Source organism: Streptomyces sp. NBC_01723 (assembly GCF_036246005.1).
Classification (GTDB): Bacteria; Actinomycetota; Actinomycetes; order Streptomycetales; family Streptomycetaceae; genus Streptomyces.
In genome coordinates this window covers 2,037,962-2,059,148 of sequence record NZ_CP109171.1, presented here as the reverse complement: position 1 = coordinate 2,059,148, position 21,187 = coordinate 2,037,962, and the positions used below count along the sequence as shown (strand labels likewise).

General features: G+C 70.7%; 18 protein-coding genes. 17 read left to right on the top strand and 1 reads right to left on the bottom strand.

The features are described from left to right. The first annotated feature begins 29 nt into the window (after positions 1–29). The 12 genes from OIE75_RS09775 to divIVA all read left to right on the top strand — a co-directional run bounded on the left by OIE75_RS09775 (position 30) and on the right by divIVA (position 12,662). Positions 30–1,445, top strand: coding sequence for a UDP-N-acetylmuramoyl-tripeptide--D-alanyl-D-alanine ligase (locus OIE75_RS09775; RefSeq protein WP_329470357.1), 1,416 nt, complete (start codon positions 30–32; stop codon positions 1,443–1,445). Beyond that, a complete protein-coding gene (gene mraY, locus OIE75_RS09770; protein WP_064727430.1) occupies positions 1,445–2,536 on the top strand; it encodes a phospho-N-acetylmuramoyl-pentapeptide-transferase in 1,092 nt (363 codons plus the stop codon). Before OIE75_RS09775 ends, mraY begins: the two co-directional genes overlap by 1 nt. Positions 2,537–2,547: 11 nt before the next feature. After that, complete coding sequence (murD, locus tag OIE75_RS09765) at positions 2,548–3,963, top strand: UDP-N-acetylmuramoyl-L-alanine--D-glutamate ligase (protein WP_329473958.1); 1,416 nt, start codon at positions 2,548–2,550, stop codon at positions 3,961–3,963. A gap of 76 nt (positions 3,964–4,039) precedes the next feature. Further along, positions 4,040–5,410: a putative lipid II flippase FtsW gene (ftsW, locus tag OIE75_RS09760; protein ID WP_307011401.1), complete on the top strand. Its 1,371-nt coding sequence runs from the start codon at positions 4,040–4,042 to the stop codon at positions 5,408–5,410. Positions 5,411–5,416: 6 nt separating this feature from the next. Next, a complete protein-coding gene (gene murG / locus OIE75_RS09755; protein WP_064727427.1) occupies positions 5,417–6,511 on the top strand; it encodes an undecaprenyldiphospho-muramoylpentapeptide beta-N-acetylglucosaminyltransferase in 1,095 nt (364 codons plus the stop codon). Positions 6,512–6,533: 22 nt separating this feature from the next. After that, entirely contained in the window at positions 6,534–7,328 is a 795-nt protein-coding gene (ftsQ, locus tag OIE75_RS09750) for a cell division protein FtsQ (RefSeq protein WP_307011399.1), read from the top strand. Between the two features lie 288 nt (positions 7,329–7,616). Next, entirely contained in the window at positions 7,617–8,819 is a 1,203-nt protein-coding gene (gene ftsZ / locus OIE75_RS09745) for a cell division protein FtsZ (RefSeq protein WP_125491053.1), read from the top strand. Beyond that, complete coding sequence (gene pgeF, locus OIE75_RS09740) at positions 8,816–9,544, top strand: peptidoglycan editing factor PgeF (RefSeq protein ID WP_307011396.1); 729 nt, start codon at positions 8,816–8,818, stop codon at positions 9,542–9,544. Before ftsZ ends, pgeF begins: the two co-directional genes overlap by 4 nt. Positions 9,545–9,550: 6 nt before the next feature. Continuing rightward, complete coding sequence (locus OIE75_RS09735) at positions 9,551–10,270, top strand: YggS family pyridoxal phosphate-dependent enzyme (RefSeq protein ID WP_329470351.1); 720 nt, start codon at positions 9,551–9,553, stop codon at positions 10,268–10,270. 129 nt (positions 10,271–10,399) lie between these two features. Further along, on the top strand, positions 10,400–11,041 hold the full coding sequence (locus OIE75_RS09730) for a cell division protein SepF (RefSeq protein ID WP_064727422.1): 642 nt from the start codon (positions 10,400–10,402) through the stop codon (positions 11,039–11,041). A gap of 81 nt (positions 11,042–11,122) precedes the next feature. After that, positions 11,123–11,407 (top strand): YggT family protein, encoded by a 285-nt coding sequence (locus OIE75_RS09725; RefSeq protein ID WP_122614930.1) that lies wholly within the window; start codon positions 11,123–11,125, stop codon positions 11,405–11,407. Positions 11,408–11,462: 55 nt separating this feature from the next. After that, a complete protein-coding gene (divIVA, locus tag OIE75_RS09720; RefSeq protein WP_307011392.1) occupies positions 11,463–12,662 on the top strand; it encodes an apical growth/hyphal branching protein DivIVA in 1,200 nt (399 codons plus the stop codon). 170 nt (positions 12,663–12,832) lie between these two features. Here divIVA and ileS read toward each other — a convergent pair whose 3' ends face one another. Further along, complete coding sequence (gene ileS, locus OIE75_RS09715) at positions 12,833–15,979, bottom strand: isoleucine--tRNA ligase (protein WP_307011390.1); 3,147 nt, start codon at positions 15,977–15,979, stop codon at positions 12,833–12,835. Between the two features lie 595 nt (positions 15,980–16,574). Here ileS and OIE75_RS09710 point away from each other — a divergent pair. The 5 genes from OIE75_RS09710 (at position 16,575) to OIE75_RS09690 (ending at position 21,171) form a co-directional block, all read left to right on the top strand. Continuing rightward, complete coding sequence (locus tag OIE75_RS09710) at positions 16,575–17,330, top strand: TraR/DksA family transcriptional regulator (RefSeq protein WP_307011388.1); 756 nt, start codon at positions 16,575–16,577, stop codon at positions 17,328–17,330. A 100-nt stretch (positions 17,331–17,430) separates the two neighbouring features. Beyond that, complete coding sequence (gene lspA, locus OIE75_RS09705) at positions 17,431–18,024, top strand: signal peptidase II (RefSeq protein ID WP_329470348.1); 594 nt, start codon at positions 17,431–17,433, stop codon at positions 18,022–18,024. Positions 18,025–18,067: 43 nt separating this feature from the next. Further along, on the top strand, positions 18,068–19,012 hold the full coding sequence (locus OIE75_RS09700) for an RluA family pseudouridine synthase (protein WP_307011385.1): 945 nt from the start codon (positions 18,068–18,070) through the stop codon (positions 19,010–19,012). Then, positions 19,009–19,494 carry a GNAT family N-acetyltransferase gene (locus OIE75_RS09695; RefSeq protein ID WP_307011384.1) on the top strand — a complete coding sequence of 162 codons (486 nt, stop codon included), beginning with the start codon at positions 19,009–19,011 and terminating at the stop codon, positions 19,492–19,494. Before OIE75_RS09700 ends, OIE75_RS09695 begins: the two co-directional genes overlap by 4 nt. Before the next feature lie 90 nt (positions 19,495–19,584). Beyond that, positions 19,585–21,171: a Na+/H+ antiporter gene (locus OIE75_RS09690; RefSeq protein WP_307011382.1), complete on the top strand. Its 1,587-nt coding sequence runs from the start codon at positions 19,585–19,587 to the stop codon at positions 21,169–21,171. Positions 21,172–21,187 lie beyond the last annotated feature (16 nt).

Here is a 21,187-nt window from a genome sequence, read left to right as displayed (position 1 = left end):
ATGACCCAGATGATCCAGGGGACGAACTTGTGATCACCCTCTCTCTCGCCGAGATCGCAGAAGTCGTCGGCGGGCGGATGCATGACATACCGGACGCGTCCGCGCAGGTCACCGGCCCCGTCGTCCGGGACTCCCGGGAAGCGGGGCCGGGCAGCCTCTTCGTCGCCTTCGTCGGCGAACGGGTGGACGGCCACGACTTCGCCGCCGCGGTCGTCGAGGCGGGGGCGGTGGCCGTGCTCGGCTCCCGCCCCGTCGGCGTGCCCGCGATCGTCGTGGACGACGTCCAGGCCGCCCTCGGCGCCCTCGCCCGGCACGTCGTACGCCGCCTCGGCACCACGCTCGTCGCCCTCACCGGGTCCGCCGGCAAGACCAGCACCAAGGACCTCATCGCCCAGGTGCTGCGCCGCAAGGCGCCCACGGTCTTCACGCCCGGCTCCCTCAACAACGAGATCGGGCTGCCGCTCACCGCGCTCACCGCCACCGAGGAGACCAGGTTCCTCGTCCTGGAGATGGGCGCCCGCGGCATCGGCCACATCCGGTACCTCTGCGAGCTGACCCCGCCGAAGGTCGGCCTCGTCCTCAACGTCGGCTCCGCGCACATCGGCGAGTTCGGCGGCCGGGAGCAGATCGCCCAGGCCAAGGGCGAACTCGTCGAGGCGCTGCCGCCGGCCGAGGAGGGCGGTACCGCGATCCTCAACGCGGACGACCCCCTCGTACGGGCCATGGCCTCCCGAACGAAGGCGAAGGTGATCCTTTTCGGAGAGTCCGACGAAGCGGACGTTCGCGCCGAGAACGTGCGACTCACGGACACCGGCCAGCCTTCGTTCAGGCTTCACACACCCTCCGGTGCAAGCGATGTGACCATGCGCCTGTACGGTGAGCACCACGTGTCGAACGCGCTCGCCGCGGCCGCCGTCGCCCACGAGTTGGGCATGTCCGCAGACGAGATCGCCACCGCGCTCTCCGAAGCGGACTCCCTCTCCCGCTGGCGGATGGAGGTCACCGAGCGCCCGGACGGCGTGACGGTCGTCAACGACGCCTACAACGCGAACCCCGAGTCCATGAAAGCCGCGCTGCGCGCGCTGGTGGCCATCGGCAAGGGGCGCCGTACGTGGGCGGTGCTCGGCAAGATGGCCGAGCTCGGGGACGAGGCGCTCGCCGAGCACGACGCGGTCGGGCGGCTCGCCGTCCGGCTCAACGTCAGCAAGCTCGTCGCGGTCGGGGGCAGGGAAGCCCAATGGCTGCAACTGGGCGCATATAACGAGGGTTCGTGGGGTGAGGAGTCGGTGCACGTGTCCGACGCACAGGCGGCGGTCGACCTGTTGCGCAGCGAGTTGCGCCCGGGGGACGTCGTGCTCGTGAAGGCGTCCCGTTCGGTGGGTCTGGAGAGTGTCGCCTCGGCGCTGCTCGAGACCGGCGCCGAGGGTGAGGTTGCCGCCCGATGATGAAGCAGATCCTGTTCGCGGGCGTCATTGGCCTCTTCCTGACGCTGGTCGGCACCCCGCTGCTGATCAAGCTCCTGGCCCGCAAGGGCTACGGCCAGTACATCCGCGACGACGGACCGCGCGAGCACGCCAGCAAGCGCGGTACGCCGACGATGGGCGGTATCGCCTTCATCTTCGCCACGGTCGCCGCCTACTTCCTGGCCAAGGTGATCACCAGCTACCTGGACCCCGACACCGACGCGGGGCCGACCTTCTCGGGCCTGCTGGTGCTCGGCCTGATGGTGGGCATGGGCCTGGTCGGCTTCCTCGACGACTACATCAAGATCGTCAAAAGGCGGTCGCTGGGCCTGCGGGCCAAGGCGAAGATGGCCGGCCAGCTGATCGTCGGCATCGGCTTCGCGGTGCTCTCGCTGCAGTTCGCGGACAACCGCGGCAACACCCCGGCCTCGACCAAGCTGTCGTTCATCACCGACTTCGGCTGGTCGATCGGCCCGGTGCTGTTCGTCATCTGGGCGCTGTTCATGATCCTCGCGATGTCGAACGGCGTGAACCTGACCGACGGCCTGGACGGACTGGCCACCGGCGCCTCCGTCCTGGTCTTCGGTGCCTACACTTTCATCGGCGTCTGGCAGTTCCAGGAGTCGTGCGCCAACGCGCTGACCCTGACCAACCCGGGCGCCTGCTACGAGGTGAGAGACCCCCTCGACCTCGCCGTGGTCGCGTCCGCGCTGATGGGCGCCTGCCTCGGCTTCCTGTGGTGGAACACCTCGCCGGCCAAGATCTTCATGGGCGACACCGGTTCGCTCGCACTCGGCGGTGTGCTCGCGGGTCTGGCGATCTGCTCGCGCACCGAGCTGCTGATGGCCATCCTCGGCGGCCTGTTCGTCCTGATCACCATGTCGGTGGTCATCCAGGTCGGCTCCTTCCGCCTGACCGGCAAGCGGGTCTTCCGGATGGCGCCACTCCAGCACCACTTCGAACTCAAAGGCTGGTCCGAGGTCCTTGTCGTGGTCCGCTTCTGGATCATCCAGGGCATCTGCGTGATCGTCGGACTGGGCCTCTTCTACGCGGGATGGGCAGCGGACAAGTGACCGACTCCTCGGTGCCTTTCGACTTCCAGGGCAAGCACGTCACCGTCGCCGGGCTCGGCGTCTCCGGCGTCCCGGCCGCCAAGGTCCTGCACGGGCTCGGCGCGCGCGTCACCGTCGTCAACGACGGCGACGACGAGCGCGCGCGGGCGCAGGCGGCGGACCTGGAGGCGCTGGGCGTCACCGTGCGCCTCGGCGACGGAGCGACCCTGCCCGAGGGCACCGAGCTGATCGTCACCGCGCCCGGCTGGAAGCCGGACAAGCCGCTGTTCACCGCGGCCCACGAGGCCGGCGTCCCCGTCTGGGGCGACGTCGAACTGGCCTGGCGCCTGCGCCGCCCCGAAGCCGCCCCCTGGCTCGCGGTCACCGGCACCAACGGCAAGACCACCACCGTCCAGATGCTGGCGTCGATCCTGAAGGCGGCCGGCCTGCGCACCGCCGCCGTCGGCAACATCGGCGTCTCACTGCTGGACGCGGTCACGGGCGACGAGGAGTACGACGTCCTTGCCGTGGAGCTGTCCAGCTACCAGCTCCACTGGGCGCCCTCCCTGCGCGCCCACTCGGCCGTCGTGCTCAACCTCGCCCCCGACCACCTCGACTGGCACGGCTCCATGGAGGCCTACGCCGCCGACAAGGGCCGGATCTACGAGGGCAATCAGGTCGCCTGCGTGTACAACGTGGACGCCACCGACAAGCCGTCCACCGAGGACCTGGTCCGTGAGGCCGACGTCGAGGAGGGCTGCCGGGCCATCGGCTTCACCCTCGGCTCCCCGGCCCCCTCCCAACTCGGCGTCGTGGACGGCATCCTGGTGGACCGCGCCTTCGTCGAGGACCGGCAGAAGAACGCCCAGGAACTGGCCGAGGTCTCGGACGTCAACCCGCCGGCCCCGCACAACATCGCCAACGCCCTGGCCGCCGCGGGCCTCGCCCGCGCCTTCGGCGTCTCCGCCGCGGCCGTGCGGGACGGGCTGCGGGCCTTCACGCCCGACGCCCACCGCATCGCGCACGTCGCCGACGTCGACGGGGTGGCGTACGTGGACGACTCCAAGGCCACCAACACCCACGCCGCCGAGGCGTCCTTGGCGGCGTACGAGTCGATCGTCTGGATCGCCGGCGGGCTGGCCAAGGGCGCGACCTTCGACGAACTGGTCACGGGCGCGGCCAAGCGGCTGCGCGGGGCGGTCCTCATCGGCGCCGACCGCGCCCTGATCCGCGAAGCCCTGGCGCGACACGCCCCCGAAGTACCCGTGGTCGACCTCGACCGGACCGACACTGGGGCGATGCTCCAGGCCGTCCAGGAAGCCCAGCGACTCGCCCGGCCCGGCGACACGGTCCTGCTGGCCCCGGCCTGTGCCTCCATGGACATGTTCACCAACTACAACAAACGCGGCGACGCGTTCGCGGAGGCCGTTCGCGAACTCGGCGCCTGACCCGGCCGCCTCCTGCGCCGGGCGACCTCGGGAGGACGCGTGGGACGGTCCATGCCGACGTACAGCGGAGGCAGCGATGCCCGGTAGTCCCCAGAGCCGTACCGGACGTCCGCCCGTACAGCGGGCCGTCAAGCGACCCGTGGCACCGGGGCCGCAGCACGAGAACCCGGTGCTCCGCCTGTACCTGCGCCTGCGCCGCGCCTGGGACCGGCCGCTGACCGCGTACTACCTGATCTGCGGCGGCAGCGCGCTGATCACCGTGCTCGGGCTGGTGATGGTCTACTCGGCCTCCCAGGTCACCGCGCTCCAGCTGTCGCTGCCCGGCTCCTACTTCTTCCGCAAGCAGGCCCTGGCAGCCCTGATCGGCGCCGGACTGCTGGTGGCCGCCATGCGGATGCCGGTGAAGCTGCACCGCGCGCTGGCCTACCCGATCCTCGCCGGTGCCGTCTTCCTGATGATCCTGGTGCAGGTGCCGGGGATAGGAGTCGCGGTCAACGGCAACCAGAACTGGATCGCCCTCGGCGGCTCCTTCCAGATCCAGCCCAGCGAGTTCGGCAAGCTGGCCCTGGTGCTCTGGGGCGCGGACCTGCTGGCCCGCAAGCAGGACAAGAGGCTGCTGACCCAGTGGAAGCACATGCTGGTGCCGCTGGCCCCGGCCGCGTTCATGCTGCTCGGGCTGATCATGATCGGCGGCGACATGGGCACGGCGATCATCCTGACGGCGATCCTGTTCGGGCTGCTCTGGCTGGCGGGCGCGCCGACCCGGCTCTTCGCCGGCGTGCTGTCCATCGCCGCGCTGCTCGGCTTCATCCTCATCAAGACCAGCCCCAACCGCATGGCCCGGCTCAACTGCCTCGGTGCCACCGACCCGGGCCCCGGCGACTCCTGCTGGCAGGCCGTGCACGGCATCTACGCCCTCGCCTCGGGCGGGCTGTTCGGCTCCGGGCTCGGTGCCAGTGTGGAGAAATGGGGTCAACTCCCCGAGGCCCACACCGACTTCATCTTCGCCGTCACCGGTGAGGAACTGGGCCTGGCGGGGACGCTGTCGGTGCTCGCCCTCTTCGCGGCTCTAGGCTATGCGGGTATCCGCGTGGCCGGACGCACGGAGGACCCGTTCGTGAGGTATGCCGCGGGAGGCGTGACCACCTGGATCACGGCCCAGGCCGTGATCAACATCGGTGCGGTCCTCGGGCTGCTGCCGATCGCCGGTGTCCCGCTCCCGCTGTTCTCCTACGGCGGTTCCGCCCTGTTGCCGACCATGTTCGCCATCGGACTGCTGATCGCCTTCGCGCGTGACGAACCCGGTGCGCGGGCGGCGCTTGCGTTGCGGCAACCTCGCTTTGGTAGAAAGCGGGGAGCCAGGGGTCCCGGAACCAAGCGGAGCCCCCGGAGTTGGAACACGATGAGACGGCGTGCCTCGGCGGCGCGTTCGTCCGGAGAGCGGTGAATTTCGGTGCATGTCGTACTCGCCGGCGGAGGAACCGCGGGCCACATCGAGCCCGCGCTCGCCCTCGCGGACGCCCTGCGCAGGCAGGATCCGACCGTGGGGATCACGGCCCTGGGCACGGAACGCGGCCTGGAGACCCGCCTGGTGCCCGAGCGGGGTTACGAGCTGGCGCTGATCCCGGCCGTACCGCTGCCACGCAAGCCCACCCCGGAGCTGATCACCGTCCCGGGCCGGCTGCGCGGGACGATCAAGGCGACCGAGCAGATCCTGGAGCGCACCAAGGCGGACGCCGTGGCCGGCTTCGGCGGTTACGTGGCGCTGCCCGCCTACCTCGCGGCCAAGCGGCTCGGTGTGCCGATCGTGGTGCACGAGGCCAACGCCCGCCCCGGCCTGGCCAACAAGATCGGCTCGCGCTACGCCAGCCAGGTCGCCGTCTCCACCCCTGACAGCAAGCTGCGCAACTCCCGCTACATCGGCATCCCGCTGCGCCGCTCCATCGCCACCCTGGACCGGGCCGCCGCCCGTCCCGAGGCCCGCGCGATGTTCGGGCTCGACCCCAACCTGCCGACCCTGCTGGTCACCGGCGGCTCGCAGGGCGCCCGCCGCCTCAACGAGGTGATCCAGCAGGTCGCGCCCTGGCTCCAGCAGGCGGGCATCCAGATCCTGCACGCGGTCGGCCCCAAGAACGAACTGCCGCAGGTCCACCAGATGCCGGGGATGCCCCCGTACATCCCGGTAAGTTATCTGGACCGGATGGACCTCGCGTACGCCGCCGCCGACATGATGCTCTGCCGCGCGGGCGCGATGACCGTCGCCGAACTCTCCGCCGTCGGGCTCCCGGCCGCCTACGTTCCGCTGCCCATCGGCAACGGCGAACAGCGGCTCAACGCCCAGCCGGTGGTCAAGGCCGGCGGCGGACTGCTGGTGGACGACGCGGAACTGACGCCCGAGTGGCTCCAGCAGAACGTCCTGCCGGTGCTCGCCGATCCGCACCGGCTGTACGAGATGTCCCGCGCCGCCGCCGAGTTCGGCCGCCGGGACGCCGACGACCTGCTCGTCGGCATGGTGTACGAGGCGATCGCCGCCCGTGCCCACCGATAGGGACTGACGGAAGGCAGGGAGCGTGGCCGGACCGACCACCGCCGAGCGCGGGGAACGCCAGCAGGAGTCGTCCGGCCCGCCCCGCGCGCGCCGGTTCGGCCCGCCCCGCCTTCGTACGATCATCATCACGGCCGTCTCTCTCGCCCTTGTCGCGGGCGGCACCGTCTGGGTGCTCTACGGCTCGAACTGGACTCGCGTGGACGGCGTGTCCGTCTCCGGAACGCGGGTCCTCACCCCCGCGCAGGTGCGCGAGGCCGCCGACGTGCCCGTCGGTGAACCCCTGGTCTCCATCGACACCGAGGCGGTCGAGGCGCGACTGCGCCGGAAATTGCCCCGCATTGACGAGGTCGACGTCGAGCGTTCCTGGCCGCACGGAATCGGACTGAAAGTGACGGAGCGCACCCCGGTTCTGATTGTCCAAAAGGGTAAAAACTTCGTGGAAGTGGACGATGAAGGCGTCCGATTCGCCACGGTTTCCCGGGCCCCCAAAGGCGTGCCGGCACTGGAATTGGAGCCCGACCGTTCCGGCTCGGCCGGGGCGAGTCTGCGTCGCTTCGACGACGACCGTCTGGTGCGGGAGGCGGTACGGGTGGCTGGCCGCCTCCCGGCCGCGGTCGCCCGGGACGCACGCCGCGTCGAGGTCCGTTCCTACGACGACATCTCAGTGGAGTTGAGCGGCGAGCGGACCGTGGCGTGGGGGAGCGGCGAACAGGGTACGGACAAAGCCCGTGCGCTCACCGCGCTGATGAAAGCGACGCCCAAGGCGCGGCACTTCGACGTGAGTGTTCCCACCGCCCCCGCGTCATCGGCGAGTTGACGGGTATCCGTGCAGGCCAGCACCCTGGCTGGGCAGCGCTACGGCTGATCACATAGGGTGAAAAGAAAAACGGGAGGTTCGGCGTGTTCGTTGAACGTGCGCCACTTGTCGACTTAGTGTCCTGTTCAGAAGACTCCAAGGAACAGACACACTGGTAACCCTAAACTTCAGCGTTAGGGTTCGGGTCGGCACTACGGACCGTCCCAATCGGCATCAGTCGTCGGGTCGCGGGGGCATCAGTGCTTCGGTGACCGGGCGACACGTAACTCGAGGCGAGAGGCCTTCGACGTGGCAGCACCGCAGAACTACCTCGCAGTCATCAAAGTCATCGGTGTCGGCGGCGGTGGTGTCAATGCCATCAACCGGATGATCGAGGTCGGTCTCAAGGGCGTCGAGTTCATCGCCATCAACACCGACGCGCAGGCGCTGTTGATGAGCGACGCCGACGTCAAGCTCGACGTCGGCCGCGAACTCACCCGCGGACTCGGCGCCGGAGCCAACCCGGCCGTCGGCCGCAAGGCCGCCGAGGACCACCGCGAGGAGATCGAGGAGGTCCTCAAGGGGGCCGACATGGTCTTCGTGACAGCCGGAGAAGGCGGCGGCACCGGCACCGGCGGCGCGCCCGTCGTGGCCAACATCGCCCGCTCGCTGGGCGCCCTCACCATCGGCGTGGTCACCCGCCCCTTCACCTTCGAGGGACGGCGCCGGGCCAACCAGGCCGAAGACGGCATCGCCGAACTCCGCGAAGAGGTCGACACCCTCATCGTCATCCCCAACGACCGGCTGCTGTCCATCTCGGACCGCCAGGTCAGCGTGCTCGACGCCTTCAAGTCCGCCGACCAGGTGCTGCTCTCCGGTGTGCAGGGCATCACCGACCTGATCACCACGCCCGGCCTGATCAACCTGGACTTCGCCGACGTCAAGTCGGTCATGTCCGAGGCCGGCTCCGCCCTCATGGGCATCGGCTCGGCCCGCGGCGACGACCGCGCGGTGGCCGCCGCCGAGATGGCGATCTCCTCGCCGCTCCTGGAGGCGTCCATCGACGGCGCCCGCGGTGTGCTGCTCTCCATCTCCGGCGGCTCGGACCTCGGCCTGTTCGAGATCAACGAGGCCGCCCAGCTGGTCAGTGAGGCCGCCCACCCCGAGGCCAACATCATCTTCGGCGCGGTCATCGACGACGCGCTCGGCGACGAGGTGCGGGTCACCGTGATCGCGGCCGGCTTCGACGGGGGCCAGCCGCCGTCCAAGCGGGACAACGTCCTCGGCTCCTCCTCGGCCAAGCGCGAGGAGCCCACCCCGGCACGGCAGACCGACAGCCGTCCGTCCTTCGGCTCGCTCGGCAGCGTCAAGCCGAAGGAGGAGCCGGAGCAGGCGCCCGCGCCCGAGCCGGTCGCCGACCTGCCGCAGGTCTCCCCGCCGCCGGTCCCGCCGTCGCGGACCTACTCGGACAGCGCGGCCGAGGAACTGGACGTGCCGGACTTCCTGAAGTGATAGGACAGCGCGACACCGTGGACGGCGCGCACTTCGGCTTCACCGACCGGTGGGGCGGAGTGAGCGCCGTTCCGTACGAGGAGCTCAATCTCGGCGGCGCGGTCGGCGACGACCCCGGCGCCGTCACGGCCAACCGGGAGCTGGCCGCCAAGTCGCTGGGCGTGGACCCGGACCGGGTGGTCTGGATGAACCAGGTGCACGGCGCCGACGTCGCCGTCGTCGACGGTCCCTGGGGCGAGGGCCCGGTCCCGCGGGTCGACGCGGTCGTCACCGCCGAACGCGGTCTCGCCCTCGCCGTCCTCACCGCCGACTGCGTGCCCGTCCTGCTCGCCGACCCGGTCGCCGGTGTGGCCGCCGCGGCCCACGCGGGCCGGCCCGGCCTGGTCGCCGGGGTCGTCCCCGCGGCCGTACGGGCCATGGCCGGACTCGGCGCGGACCCCGCCCGGGTCGTCGCCCGCACCGGACCCGCCGTGTGCGGCCTGTGCTACGAGGTACCCGAGGAGATGCGGGCCGAGGTGGCCGCCGCCGAGCCGGCCGCGCACGCCGAGACGAGCTGGGGCACCCCGGCGGTCGACGTGGCCGCGGGCGTGCACGCGCAGCTCGAACGGCTCGGGGTGCGCGACCTGGTGGGGTCGCCGGTGTGCACCCGGGAGTCGCGGGACCACTTCTCGTACCGACGCGACCGCACCACCGGGCGGCTCGCGAGCTATGTCTGGCTGGACTGATGGGGCATGACGGACCGTAAGCACGAAATCGCCGCCAACCTGGCGAAGGTGGAGGAGCGCATCAGCGCCGCCTGCGCGGCCGCCGGCCGCCCCCGCGACGAGGTCACCCTCATCGTGGTCACCAAGACCTATCCGGCGGACGATGTGCGCATTCTCTCCGGACTCGGTGTGCGGCACGTCGCCGAGAACCGCGACCAGGACGCGGCACCGAAGGCCGCCTCCTGTGCGGATCTGCCGCTTTCCTGGCATTTCGTCGGCCAGTTGCAGACCAACAAGGTGCGTTCCGTGGTCGGGTACGCGGATGTGGTGCAGTCCATCGACCGGGCCCGGCTCGTCACGGCCCTGTCGAAGGAGGCCGTGCGGGCCGGTCGCGAGGTGGGCTGCCTCCTCCAGGTGGCGCTCGACGCGGGGGAGAGCGAGCGCGGGGAGCGCGGAGGCGTCTCGCCCGCAGGGGTCGAGGAGTTGTCCGACCTCGTCGCGGGGGCCGAGGGGCTGCGGCTCGACGGGCTGATGACGGTGGCCCCCCTCACCGGCGAGTACGCGGGACGCCAACAGGCGGCGTTCGAGCGCCTCATGGATTTGTCGACCTGCGTGCGCCGAGCCCATCCGGCTGCGAACATGGTCTCCGCAGGCATGAGTGCGGACCTCGAACAGGCCGTGGCCGCCGGAGCGACACATGTACGCGTCGGCACTGCGGTACTCGGAGTCCGCCCCAGGCTCGGGTAACGTCGCCAAGAAGTCGGACCACAGTAGAAAATATGGTCATTACCGCCGAAAGGCGGACGCAACGACCTCGTGGATCGCAGGCACTTGGCAGTCGTCAGCCGATCCACCACAGAGCGGAGGACTCAGAGCATGGCCGGCGCGATGCGCAAGATGGCGGTCTACCTCGGCCTCGTGGAGGACGATGGTTACGACGGCCGGGGGTTCGACCCCGACGACGACTTCGAACCGGAACTGGACCCGGAGCCCGAGCGGGACCACCGGCGACACGAACCGGCACACCAGTCGCACGGTTCACATCAGCCCCAAAGGGACGAAGAGGTACGAGTCGTGCAACCGCCCGCGCAGCGCGAGCCGATGCCCCGTGCCACTTCGCTGGCGGCGGAATCCGGGCGCCCGGCGCGGATCGCGCCCGTGGCGTCCATCACACAAGAACGCGCAAGCCTGGAAAAGAGCGCACCGGTCATCATGCCCAAGGTCGTGTCCGAACGAGAGCCCTACCGCATCACCACGCTTCACCCCCGGACCTACAACGAGGCCCGTACCATCGGGGAACACTTCCGTGAGGGCACTCCGGTGATCATGAATCTCACTGAGATGGATGACACAGATGCGAAGCGACTTGTCGACTTTGCGGCCGGTTTGGTGTTTGGTCTTCACGGCAGTATCGAGCGGGTGACGCAGAAGGTGTTCCTGCTGTCTCCTGCTAACGTCGATGTCACGGCGGAGGACAAGGCCCGCATCGCAGAGGGCGGGTTCTTCAACCAGAGCTGAGACGCACCACCGGTACAGAGCAAGAGCACGGATCCGAGGACGGTTCCGAGAGATGGTTCAGGGGAGAGGGAAGCACCAGTCATGAGCGTGGTCCTGGATGTCGTCTACATCGCGCTGATGTGCTTCCTCATCGTGCTCATCTTCCGGTTGGTCATGGACTACGTCTTCCAGTTCGCCCGCTCGTGGCAACCCGGCAAGGCGATGGTGGTCGTTCTGGAGGCCACCTACACTGTCACCGATCCACCGTTGAAGCTTCTGCGGCGGTTCATCCCGCCGCTGCGTCTCGGGGGCGTGGCGCTCGACCTGTCCTTCTTCGTACTGATGATCATCGTCTACATCCTGATCCACATCGTGAGCCGGCTGTGAACGATGAGAGAGATACGGGCTTGCCGAATGCCGACGACAACGTTGAGGTGAAGAGATGCCGTTGACCCCCGAGGACGTGCGGAACAAGCAGTTCACGACCGTCCGCCTCCGAGAAGGCTATGACGAGGACGAGGTCGATGCCTTCCTCGATGAGGTCGAAGCCGAACTGACCCGCCTGCTCCGCGAGAACGAGGACCTGCGTGCCAAGCTGGCCGCGGCGACGCGTGCGGCCGCGCAGAACCAGCAGAACATGCGCAAGCCTCCGGAACCCCCGCAGGACCAGCAGCACGGGCAGCACCCACCGCAGCAGGGCGGCATGCCCCAGCAGGGTGGGATGCCGCAGCAGGGCGGTATGCCCCAGCAGGGCATGCGAGGTCCCGGCGCTCCGGTGCCCGCCGGCATATCGGGCCCGCCGCAGCAGCAGATGGGTGGCCCCATGGGTGGCCCGCCCCAGCTGCCGAGCGGTGCCCCGCAGCTGCCCGCCGGTCCCGGCGGTCAGGGTGGCCCGCAGGGTCCCGGCCCGATGGGTCAGGGTCCCGGGCCGATGGGCCAGGGCCCGATGCAGGGTCAGATGGGTCCCGGGCCGATGGGCGGCCCCATGGGCGGTCCGCAGGGCCCCGGCGGCCCCGGCATGCCCGGTCAGGGCGGCCCCGGTGGCGACAGCGCCGCCCGGGTTCTGTCGCTGGCCCAGCAGACCGCCGACCAGGCGATCGCCGAGGCCCGTTCCGAGGCCAACAAGATCGTCGGAGAGGCGCGTTCGCGTGCCGAGGGTCTGGAGCGGGACGCCCGTGCCAAGGCGGACGCCCTGGAGCGGGACGCGCAGGAGAAGCACCGCGTCGCGATGGGCTCCCTGGAGTCCGCCCGCGCCACGCTGGAGCGCAAGGTCGAGGACCTGCGCGGCTTCGAGCGCGAGTACCGGACGCGACTGAAGTCGTACCTGGAGTCGCAGCTGCGTCAGCTGGAGACCCAGGCGGACGACTCGCTCGCCCCGCCGCGTACGCCCGCGACGGCCTCTCTGCCGCCGTCCCCGGCGCCCTCGATGGCACCGGCCGGCGCGAGTGCCCCGTCCTACGGCGGCGGCAACCAGTCGATGGGCGGTGGGCCGGGCCAGTCCGGTCCGTCCTACGGCGGCCAGCAGCAGATGTCGCCGGCGATGACCCAGCCGATGGCGCCGGTACGGCCGCAGGGCCCGTCGCCGATGGGGCAGGCGCCCTCGCCGATGCGCGGGTTCCTGATCGACGAGGACGACAACTGAGCCGGCGCACCGACGTCCGGTAGGTAGTACGGCGTAGCAGTCGGCAGCGTTCAGGGCGGGCCCCGGGTTTCTGACCCGGGGCCCGCCCTTTTGCCCGATGCCTTCCAGTGGTGCGACGACGAGGGCCCGCCTCCCCGGCAGGGGGAGGCGGGCCCTCGTCGTTCTCCTTGCTACTGCTTGCGCAGGCGGAACGTCAGGGACAGGCCCTCGTCCGTGAACGGCGTCCCGTACGTGTCGTCCGCCTCGCCCTGCACGAAGTCCGTGGCGAGGACCTCGTCGGCGATCAGCCCCGAGTGGCCGGTCAGCGCGGCGATCGTCGCCGGGTCGGTGGCCGTCCAGCGCAGGGCGATCCGGTCGGCGACGTCGAGGCCGCTGTTCTTGCGGGCCTCCTGGATCAGGCGGATGGCGTCCCGGGCGAGGCCCGCGCGGCGCAGCTCCTCCGTGATCTCCAGGTCGAGCGCCACCGTCGCACCCGCGTCGGAGGCGACCGACCAGCCCTCGCGGGGCGTCTCGGTGATGATCACCTCGTCGGGGGCGAGGGTGACGGTCTCGCCGTCGACCTCGACCGAGGCCGTGCCCTCGCGCAGGGCGAGGGAGAGGGCGGCCGCGTCCGCCGCCGAGACGGCCTTCGCCACGTCCTGGACCCGCTTGCCGAACCGCTTGCCCAGCGCCCGGAAGTTGGCCTTGGCGGTCGTGTCGACCAGGGAGCCGCCGACCTCGCTCAGCGATGCGAGCGACTCGACGTTCAGCTCCTCCGTGATCTGGGTGTGCAGCTCGGGGGAGAGCGTGTCGAAGCCCGCGCCCGCGATCAGCGCGCGGCTGAGCGGCTGCCGGGTCTTGACGCCCGACTCGGCGCGGGTCGCGCGGCCCAGCTCGACCAGGCGGCGGACCAGGACCATCTGCCTGGACAGCTCGGGGTCGATCGCCGAGAGGTCGGCCTCCGGCCAGGAGGACAGGTGGACCGACTCCGGGGCGCTCGGGTCGACGGACACGACCAGGTCCTGCCAGACCCGTTCGGTGATGAACGGGGTCAGCGGCGCCATCAGCTTGGTCACCGTCTCCACGACCTCGTGCAGCGTGCGCAGCGCGGCCTTGTCGCCCTGCCAGAAGCGGCGGCGGGAGCGGCGGACGTACCAGTTGGACAGGTCGTCGACGAACGCGGACAGCAGCTTGCCGGCGCGCTGGGTGTCGTACGCGTCCAGTGCCTGGGTGACCTGGTCGGTCAGCGCGTGCAGCTCCGAGAGCAGCCAGCGGTCCAGGACCGGGCGGTCCGCCGGGGCCGGGTCGGCCTCGCTCGGCGCCCAGCCCGAGGTGCGGGCGTACAGGGCCTGGAAGGCGACCGTGTTCCAGTAGGTGAGGAGCGTCTTGCGGACGACCTCCTGGATCGTGCCGTGGCCGACCCGGCGGGCCGCCCAGGGGGAGCCGCCGGCCGCCATGAACCAGCGGACCGCGTCGGCGCCGTGCTGGTCCATCAGCGGGATCGGCTGGAGGATGTTGCCCAGGTGCTTGGACATCTTGCGGCCGTCCTCGGCGAGGATGTGGCCGAGGCAGACGACGTTCTCGTAGGAGGACTTGTCGAAGACCAGGGTGCCGACCGCCATCAGCGTGTAGAACCAGCCGCGGGTCTGGTCGATGGCCTCGCTGATGAACTGCGCCGGGTAGCGGGACTCGAACAGTTCCTTGTTCTTGTACGGGTAGCCCCACTGCGCGAACGGCATGGAACCCGAGTCGTACCAGGCGTCGATCACCTCGGGCACGCGGGTGGCCGCCTTCCCGCACCCGTCCTGCGGGCACGCGAAGGTGACGTCGTCGATGTACGGGCGGTGCGGGTCGAGGCCGGACAGGTCGGTGCCGGTCAGCTCGGTCAGCTCGGCGCGCGAGCCCACGCAGGTGAGGTGGTCGTCCTCGCAGCGCCAGATGGGCAGCGGGGTGCCCCAGTAGCGGTTGCGGGAGAGCGCCCAGTCGATGTTGTTGTTCAGCCAGTCGCCGTAGCGGCCGTGCTTGACGGAGTCCGGGAACCAGTTGGTCCGCTCGTTCTCCTCCAGGAGGCGGTCCTTGATCTCCGTGGTGCGGATGTACCAGGACGGCTGCGCGTAGTACAGCAGCGCGGTGTGGCAGCGCCAGCAGTGCGGGTAGCTGTGCTCGTACGGGATGTGCCGGAAGAGCAGGCCGCGGGTGTCCAGGTCCTCGGTCAGCTTCTCGTCGGCCTTCTTGAAGAAGACGCCGCCGACCAGTGGGACGTCCTCCTCGAAGGTGCCGTCGGGGCGGACCGGGTTGACCACCGGCAGGCCGTAGGCGCGGCAGACCTTGAGGTCGTCCTCACCGAAGGCGGGGGACTGGTGGACGAGACCGGTGCCGTCCTCGGTCGTGACGTAGTCGGCGTTGACGACGTAGTGCGCCGGCTCCGGGAACTCGACCAGCTCGAAGGGGCGCTGGTACGTCCAGCGCTCCATGTCGGCGCCGGTGAAGGACTGCCCGGTGGTCTCCCAGCCCTCGCCGAGGGCCTTGGCGACCAGGGGCTCGGCGACGACGACCTTCTCGTCGCCGTTGGTCGCGACGACGTAGGTGACCTCCGGGTGAGCGGCCACGGCGGTGTTCGAGACCAGCGTCCAGGGGGTGGTCGTCCACACCAGGAGGGCGGCCTCGCCGGCCAGCGGGCCGGAGGTGAGCGGGAAGCGGACGTAGACGGACGGGTCGACGACCGTCTCGTAGCCCTGCGCCAGCTCGTGGTCGGACAGGCCGGTGCCGCAGCGGGGGCACCAGGGGGCGACGCGGTGGTCCTGGACCAGCAGGCCCTTGTTGAAGATCTCCTTCAGCGACCACCAGACGGACTCGATGTACTCGGGGTCCATCGTGCGGTACGGGTCCTGGAGGTCGGCCCAGTAACCCATGCGGGTCGTGAGCTCCTCGAAGGCGTCGGTGTGGCGGGTCACCGACTCGCGGCACTTGGCGTTGAACTCGGCGATGCCGTACGCCTCGATGTCCTGCTTGCCGGAGAAGCCCAGCTCCTTCTCGACGGCCAGCTCCACCGGCAGGCCGTGGCAGTCCCAGCCGGCCTTGCGGCCCACGTGGTAGCCGCGCATGGTGCGGAACCGGGGGAAGACGTCCTTGAAGACGCGCGCCTCGATGTGGTGGGCGCCGGGCATGCCGTTGGCGGTGGGCGGGCCCTCGTAGAACACCCACTCGGGGCGGCCCTCGGACTGCTCCAGGCTCTTGGCGAAGATCTTCTGCTCGCGCCAGAAGTCGAGCACCGCGTGTTCGAGCGCGGGCAGGTCGACCTGGGCGGGCACCTGGCGGTACTGCGGCTGCGTATTCAACGAGCTTCCTCCGGCGGACGTGCTGCCTTCCGTCGGAGGGACGAGAGACGTGCTCCCGCGGTACCACCCTCCTTGGCTCCCCGGTGCGTCGTGTGCGCCGGACAGCCCCCTCATTGGGGTCGCGAACCGGTTCTACTCGCCGCGGCTCGTCGGTCACGGCTTTCTTCCGGCGGCTCCGGGGTGATCTTCACGTCGCGCTCGCCCCCGGGCTCACACCGTCCCCGGGTCGCTCTGGGCTGCTGACGCCGCTACTCGTCCCCATCCACGCTTTTCGCTCCGCCCAGTGTACGGCGCCGCGCGGACAGCGGCCGACCCGATTTCGCGGGGGCCGGAGCGGTGGGCGCCGCACGGCCCCGGTGGGGCCCGGTGTGACCCGAATGCCGCCGGCGCGCGTGCGGCGCCCGGGCGGCCCGGCCGGACGCCGTCCGGGCGGATTACCCGGCGGGGAGCTGGGCACAACGCATGCATGCTCGCCGCGTGGCGCACGGCGGGCCGGCGAATCGGGCGGCGTGCCCCGTTGCCGCGGGACCCGAGTCGATTTATCGTCCCAGCACGATTCGCGCGCAAGATCACAATATGTGAAGGGGCCGCGGCCATGGTGGCGAAGAAGACCGCCGAAGAGCAGTCGGAGGCGGCTGCGGAGAAGACCGCCGCCAAGAAGACGACGGCCGGGAAGACAGCCGCCAAGAAGACGGCTGCGAAGAAGACGGCTGCGAAGAAGACCACGTCCGACAGGACGACGGGCGCCGCGGAGAAGACCGCGGCCAAGAAGAGCACCGCCAAGAAGAGCACGGCGAAGAAGAGCACGGCGAAGAAGAGCACGGCCAAGAAGGTGGACGCGGCGCGGGCCGCGGAGCAGACGGGAGCCACGACGGTGGTTGCGAAGAAGACTCCTGGCACGGCCACGGCGGCCAAGACCGCCGTTCCCAAGGCCCGCGGCGCCGCTGCGGGCCCTGGTGACCTCGCGGTACGCCCCGGTGAGGAGCCCTGGACCCCGGAAGAGGTCGAGGAGGCGCGCGGCGGGCTCCAGTCGGAGGCCGACCGGCTGCGCACCGAGATCGACTCCGCCGAGCGGTCGCTCCAGGGCATGATGCGGGACTCCGGAGACGGCGCGGGCGACGACGAGGCCGACACCGGCAGCAAGAACATCACGCGCGAGCACGAGCTGGCGCTGGCGGCCACCGCGCGCGAGGTGCTCACCCAGACCGAGCACGCCCTGGAACGCCTGGACGCGGGCACCTACGGCCTGTGCGAGAACTGCGGCAACCCCATCGGCAAGGCGCGCATGCAGGCGTTCCCCAGGGCGACCCTGTGCGTCGAGTGCAAGCAGAAGCAGGAGCGCCGGTACTGATCCGCCGCCACCGAGCGCAGGTATGGGTCCTGAGCACGTACGGGACGGAAAGTGTGCCGTACCCTCGTCCTCAGTCAGGTACCTAGGCTGAGGGACTCACGTGGCAGAGGCGGAGCGCATCATCGGTACGCCGGACACCCCGGACGCGGCGGGGGACGGGCAGGAACGGCCCGACGCCGGTCAGGGGGGCGCTCCGGAGCGGCCTCGGGGCAGGCGGCGGATCGCCGTGCTGTTCGCGGTCGCCGCGTTCGCGTACCTGCTCGACCTGGTCAGCAAGATGATCGTGGTCGCCAAGCTGGAGCACAACGAACCGATCGAGATCATCGGGGACTGGCTGAGGTTCGCGGCCATCCGCAACGCGGGCGCGGCCTTCGGCTTCGGCGAGGCCTTCACGGTGATCTTCACGGTCATCGCGGCCGCCGTGATCGTCGTGATCGCCCGCCTCGCGCGCAAGCTCTACAGCCTGCCGTGGGCGGTCGCGCTCGGTCTGCTGCTCGGCGGTGCCCTGGGCAACCTCACCGACCGGATCTTCCGCTCGCCCGGCGTCTTCAAGGGCGCGGTCGTGGACTTCATCGCGCCCAAGCACTTCGCCGTCTTCAACCTCGCCGACTCGGCGATCGTGTGCGGCGGCATCCTGATCGTGATCCTCTCCTTCCGGGGGCTGGACCCGGACGGGACCGTCCACAAGGACTGAGCGCGCGTTCGGGAGTGTCCGACCCGTCCGGCATACTCGACGGGTGAGCACGATTCCCGAGATCCGCACCCTGCCCGTGCCCGACGGCCTGGAGGGCGAGCGCGTCGACGCCGCCATCTCCCGCATGTTCGGCTTCTCCCGTACCAAGGCCGCGGAGCTCGCCGCGGCGGGCAAGGTGCAGGTCGACGGATCGGTGGTCGGCAAGTCCGAGCGGGTGCACGGCGGCGCCTGGCTGGAGGTCGAGATGCCGCAGGCGCCCGCGCCCGTGCAGATCGTCGCCGAGCCCGTCGAGGGCATGGAGATCGTCCACGACGACGAGGACGTGGTCGTGATCGTCAAGCCCGTCGGCGTCGCGGCCCACCCGTCCCCGGGCTGGAGCGGGCCGACCGTCATCGGCGGACTGGCCGCCGCCGGGTACCGCATCTCCACCTCCGGCGCCGCCGAGCGCCAGGGCATCGTGCACCGTCTCGACGTCGGCACCTCCGGCCTGATGACGGTGGCCAAGTCGGAGCGCGCGTACACCTCGCTCAAGCGCCAGTTCAAGGAGCGCACGGTCGACAAGCGCTACCACACGCTCGTGCAGGGCCACCCCGATCCCACCAGCGGCACCATCGACGCCCCCATCGGCCGCCACCCGCAGCACGACTACAAGTGGGCCGTCACCGCCGAGGGCAAGCCCTCCGTCACGCACTACGACCTCATCGAGGCATTCCGCGCCGCCTCCCTGCTCGACGTGAAGCTGGAGACCGGCCGCACCCACCAGATCCGTGTCCACATGGCCGCCCACCGCCACCCCTGCGTCGGCGACCTGACGTACGGCGCCGACCCCGTGCTCGGCAAGCGGCTGCGCCTGACCCGCCAGTGGCTGCACGCGGTCCGGCTCGGCTTCGAGCACCCGGGCACCGGCGACTGGGTGGAGTACGCCAGCGACTACCCCGAGGACCTCCAGCTGGCCCTCGACCTGGTCCGCGAGGAGACCTACGGATGAGCGCCCCGGACCCGGCCCCTGCCTACGTGGTGCGCGTCGCCGAGGACCCGGCCGACCGGGAGGCCTGCTTCGCGGTGCGCAAGGACGTCTTCGTCGCCGAGCAGAAGGTCCCCGAGGACATCGAGTACGACGCCTACGACGCGGACGCCGTGCACGTCCTCGCGGTCCGGGAGGACGGCGGGGCCCTGGGCACCGGCCGGCTTCTGCACGGTGCGGCGGCGGCCGCGAAGAACGGCGACGGCGACCCGGCCGTCGGCTCGCTCGGCCGGCTCGCGGTGACCGCGGCGGCCCGCGGTCTCGGCGTCGGCGCCGCCCTGGTGCGGGCCGTGGAGGACGCGGCACGCGCGCGTGGGCTCACCGCGGTGGACCTGCACGCGCAGACCCACGCCCTGGGCTTCTACGAGCGGCTGGGGTACGTGGCGTACGGACCCGAGTTTCCCGACGCCGGGATCCCCCACCGCGCGATGCGGCGCGCCCTGTAACCAGAGGCGCGGAACAGGCTGGTGGGGCGGGTGGCGTGGCAGGCTTGAGGTCCGCCGTGCCCATACCGAGACCCCACCGGAGCGGTGACCGTGGATCAGTTGGCCCTGTTGTTCATGCTGTTGCTCGGGGCCCTGCTGAGCGTCCCCCTCGGTGCCCGGCTCGGGCTGCCGGCACCGGTCCTGATGACGGTCCTCGGGATCGTCCTCGCCCTGCTCGACTTCGTGCCCAACGTCGACATCCCGCCCGAACTCATCCTGCCCGCACTGCTGCCGCCGCTGCTGTACGCGGCCGTGCGGCGCACCTCCTGGCGGCAGTTCGCGGCCAACAAGCGCCCGATCTTCCTGCTGGCGGTCGCGCTGGTCTTCGTCACCATGGCGTGCGTGGCCACCGTCGCCCACGCGATCGTCCCGGGGCTGCCGATCGCCGCCGCCTTCGCGCTGGGCGCACTGGTGGCACCGCCCGACCCGGTCGCGGCGACCGCCGTCGCCGGCCAGCTGGGGCTGCCGCGCCGCCTGGTGTCCATCCTGGAGGGCGAGGGGCTGTTCAACGACGTCACGGCGATCGTCCTCTACCACGTGGCCATCGCCGCGGCCGTCAGCGGCACCTTCTCGGCCTGGGAGGCCGGGCTCGACCTGGTGCTGTCCGCCGTCGTCGCCGTCGCCGTGGGACTCGCGCTGGGCTGGGGCTCCAACAGGCTGATGAGCCTCCTGGAAGACCCGACACTGCAGATCGGCCTGACCCTGTTGGTGCCGTTCGTGAGTTACGTGGCCGCCGACGAACTGCACGGCTCGGGGGTGCTCGCCGTGCTCACCACCGCGATGTTCCTCGCCGAGTACGCCTCGGACGCGGACGACGTGATGACGAGGCTCGCCGGGCACACGGTGTGGGACGTCGTCGACACCCTGGTCACCGGCGTGGCCTTCGGGCTGATCGGTCTCGAACTGCACAACGCGATCCGCACGGCCTCCGGCCGCTGGACCGAGCTGCTGGGCTGGGCGGCCGCGGTCAGCGCCGTCGTCATCCTGGTCCGGCTGCTGTGGCTGCTGCCCGCCACCTGGCTGACCCAGCGGCTGCACGCCAGACGCGACCAGGACGAGGACATCCCGACGAGCTGGCGGGAGACCGTCGTCATGTGGTGGGCCGGGATGCGCGGCGTGGCCTCGGTCGCGCTGGCCCTCGCGATCCCGCTGGAGACGGAGGAGGGAGCGGCCTTCCCCAACCGGGAGGAGATCATCTTCATCGCCTTCGGGGTGATCATGGTCACCCTGCTGCTCCAGGGGCTCACGCTGCCCTGGCTGGTGGGCCGGCTCGGGGTACGGGCGGACACCGAGCGGGAGCAGGCCTACGAGAAGGAGCTGGGCCTGCGGGCGGCCAAGGCGGCCAAGCAGCGGCTCAAGGAGATCGAGGCGGTGGAGGAACTGCCGGACGAGCTGGCCGAGCAGATGCTGCGCCGCGCCTACGACATCGGGGTGCGGATCAGCCCCGACCTCGGGGACGAGGAGCGCCGGGAGGCGCAGGAGCAGCGGGCGCGGCGGATCAAGCGGATCCGGCGCATCCAGGGCGAGATGCTCAGCGCCGCCCGGCACGAGATCCTCGCGGCGCGCAGCGAACCCGGCTCCGACCCGGAGATCGTGGACCGGGTGCTGCGCCACCTGGACGTGCGCAGCCTGCGCTGAGCCCCGCCCGGGCGCG

What these genes read in the sequence shown, in the direction of transcription:
- mraY (WP_064727430.1), top strand. Translation starts at nt 1,445, where the DNA reads ATGAAGCAGATCCTGTTCGCGGGCGTCATTGGCCTCTTCCTGACGCTG.
- ftsW (WP_307011401.1), top strand. Translation starts at nt 4,040, where the DNA reads ATGCCCGGTAGTCCCCAGAGCCGTACCGGACGTCCGCCCGTACAGCGG.
- OIE75_RS09735 (WP_329470351.1), top strand. Translation starts at nt 9,551, where the DNA reads ATGACGGACCGTAAGCACGAAATCGCCGCCAACCTGGCGAAGGTGGAG.
- OIE75_RS09730 (WP_064727422.1), top strand. Translation starts at nt 10,400, where the DNA reads ATGGCCGGCGCGATGCGCAAGATGGCGGTCTACCTCGGCCTCGTGGAG.
- OIE75_RS09725 (WP_122614930.1), top strand. Translation starts at nt 11,123, where the DNA reads ATGAGCGTGGTCCTGGATGTCGTCTACATCGCGCTGATGTGCTTCCTC.
- divIVA (WP_307011392.1), top strand. Translation starts at nt 11,463, where the DNA reads ATGCCGTTGACCCCCGAGGACGTGCGGAACAAGCAGTTCACGACCGTC.
- OIE75_RS09710 (WP_307011388.1), top strand. Translation starts at nt 16,575, where the DNA reads ATGGTGGCGAAGAAGACCGCCGAAGAGCAGTCGGAGGCGGCTGCGGAG.
- OIE75_RS09695 (WP_307011384.1), top strand. Translation starts at nt 19,009, where the DNA reads ATGAGCGCCCCGGACCCGGCCCCTGCCTACGTGGTGCGCGTCGCCGAG.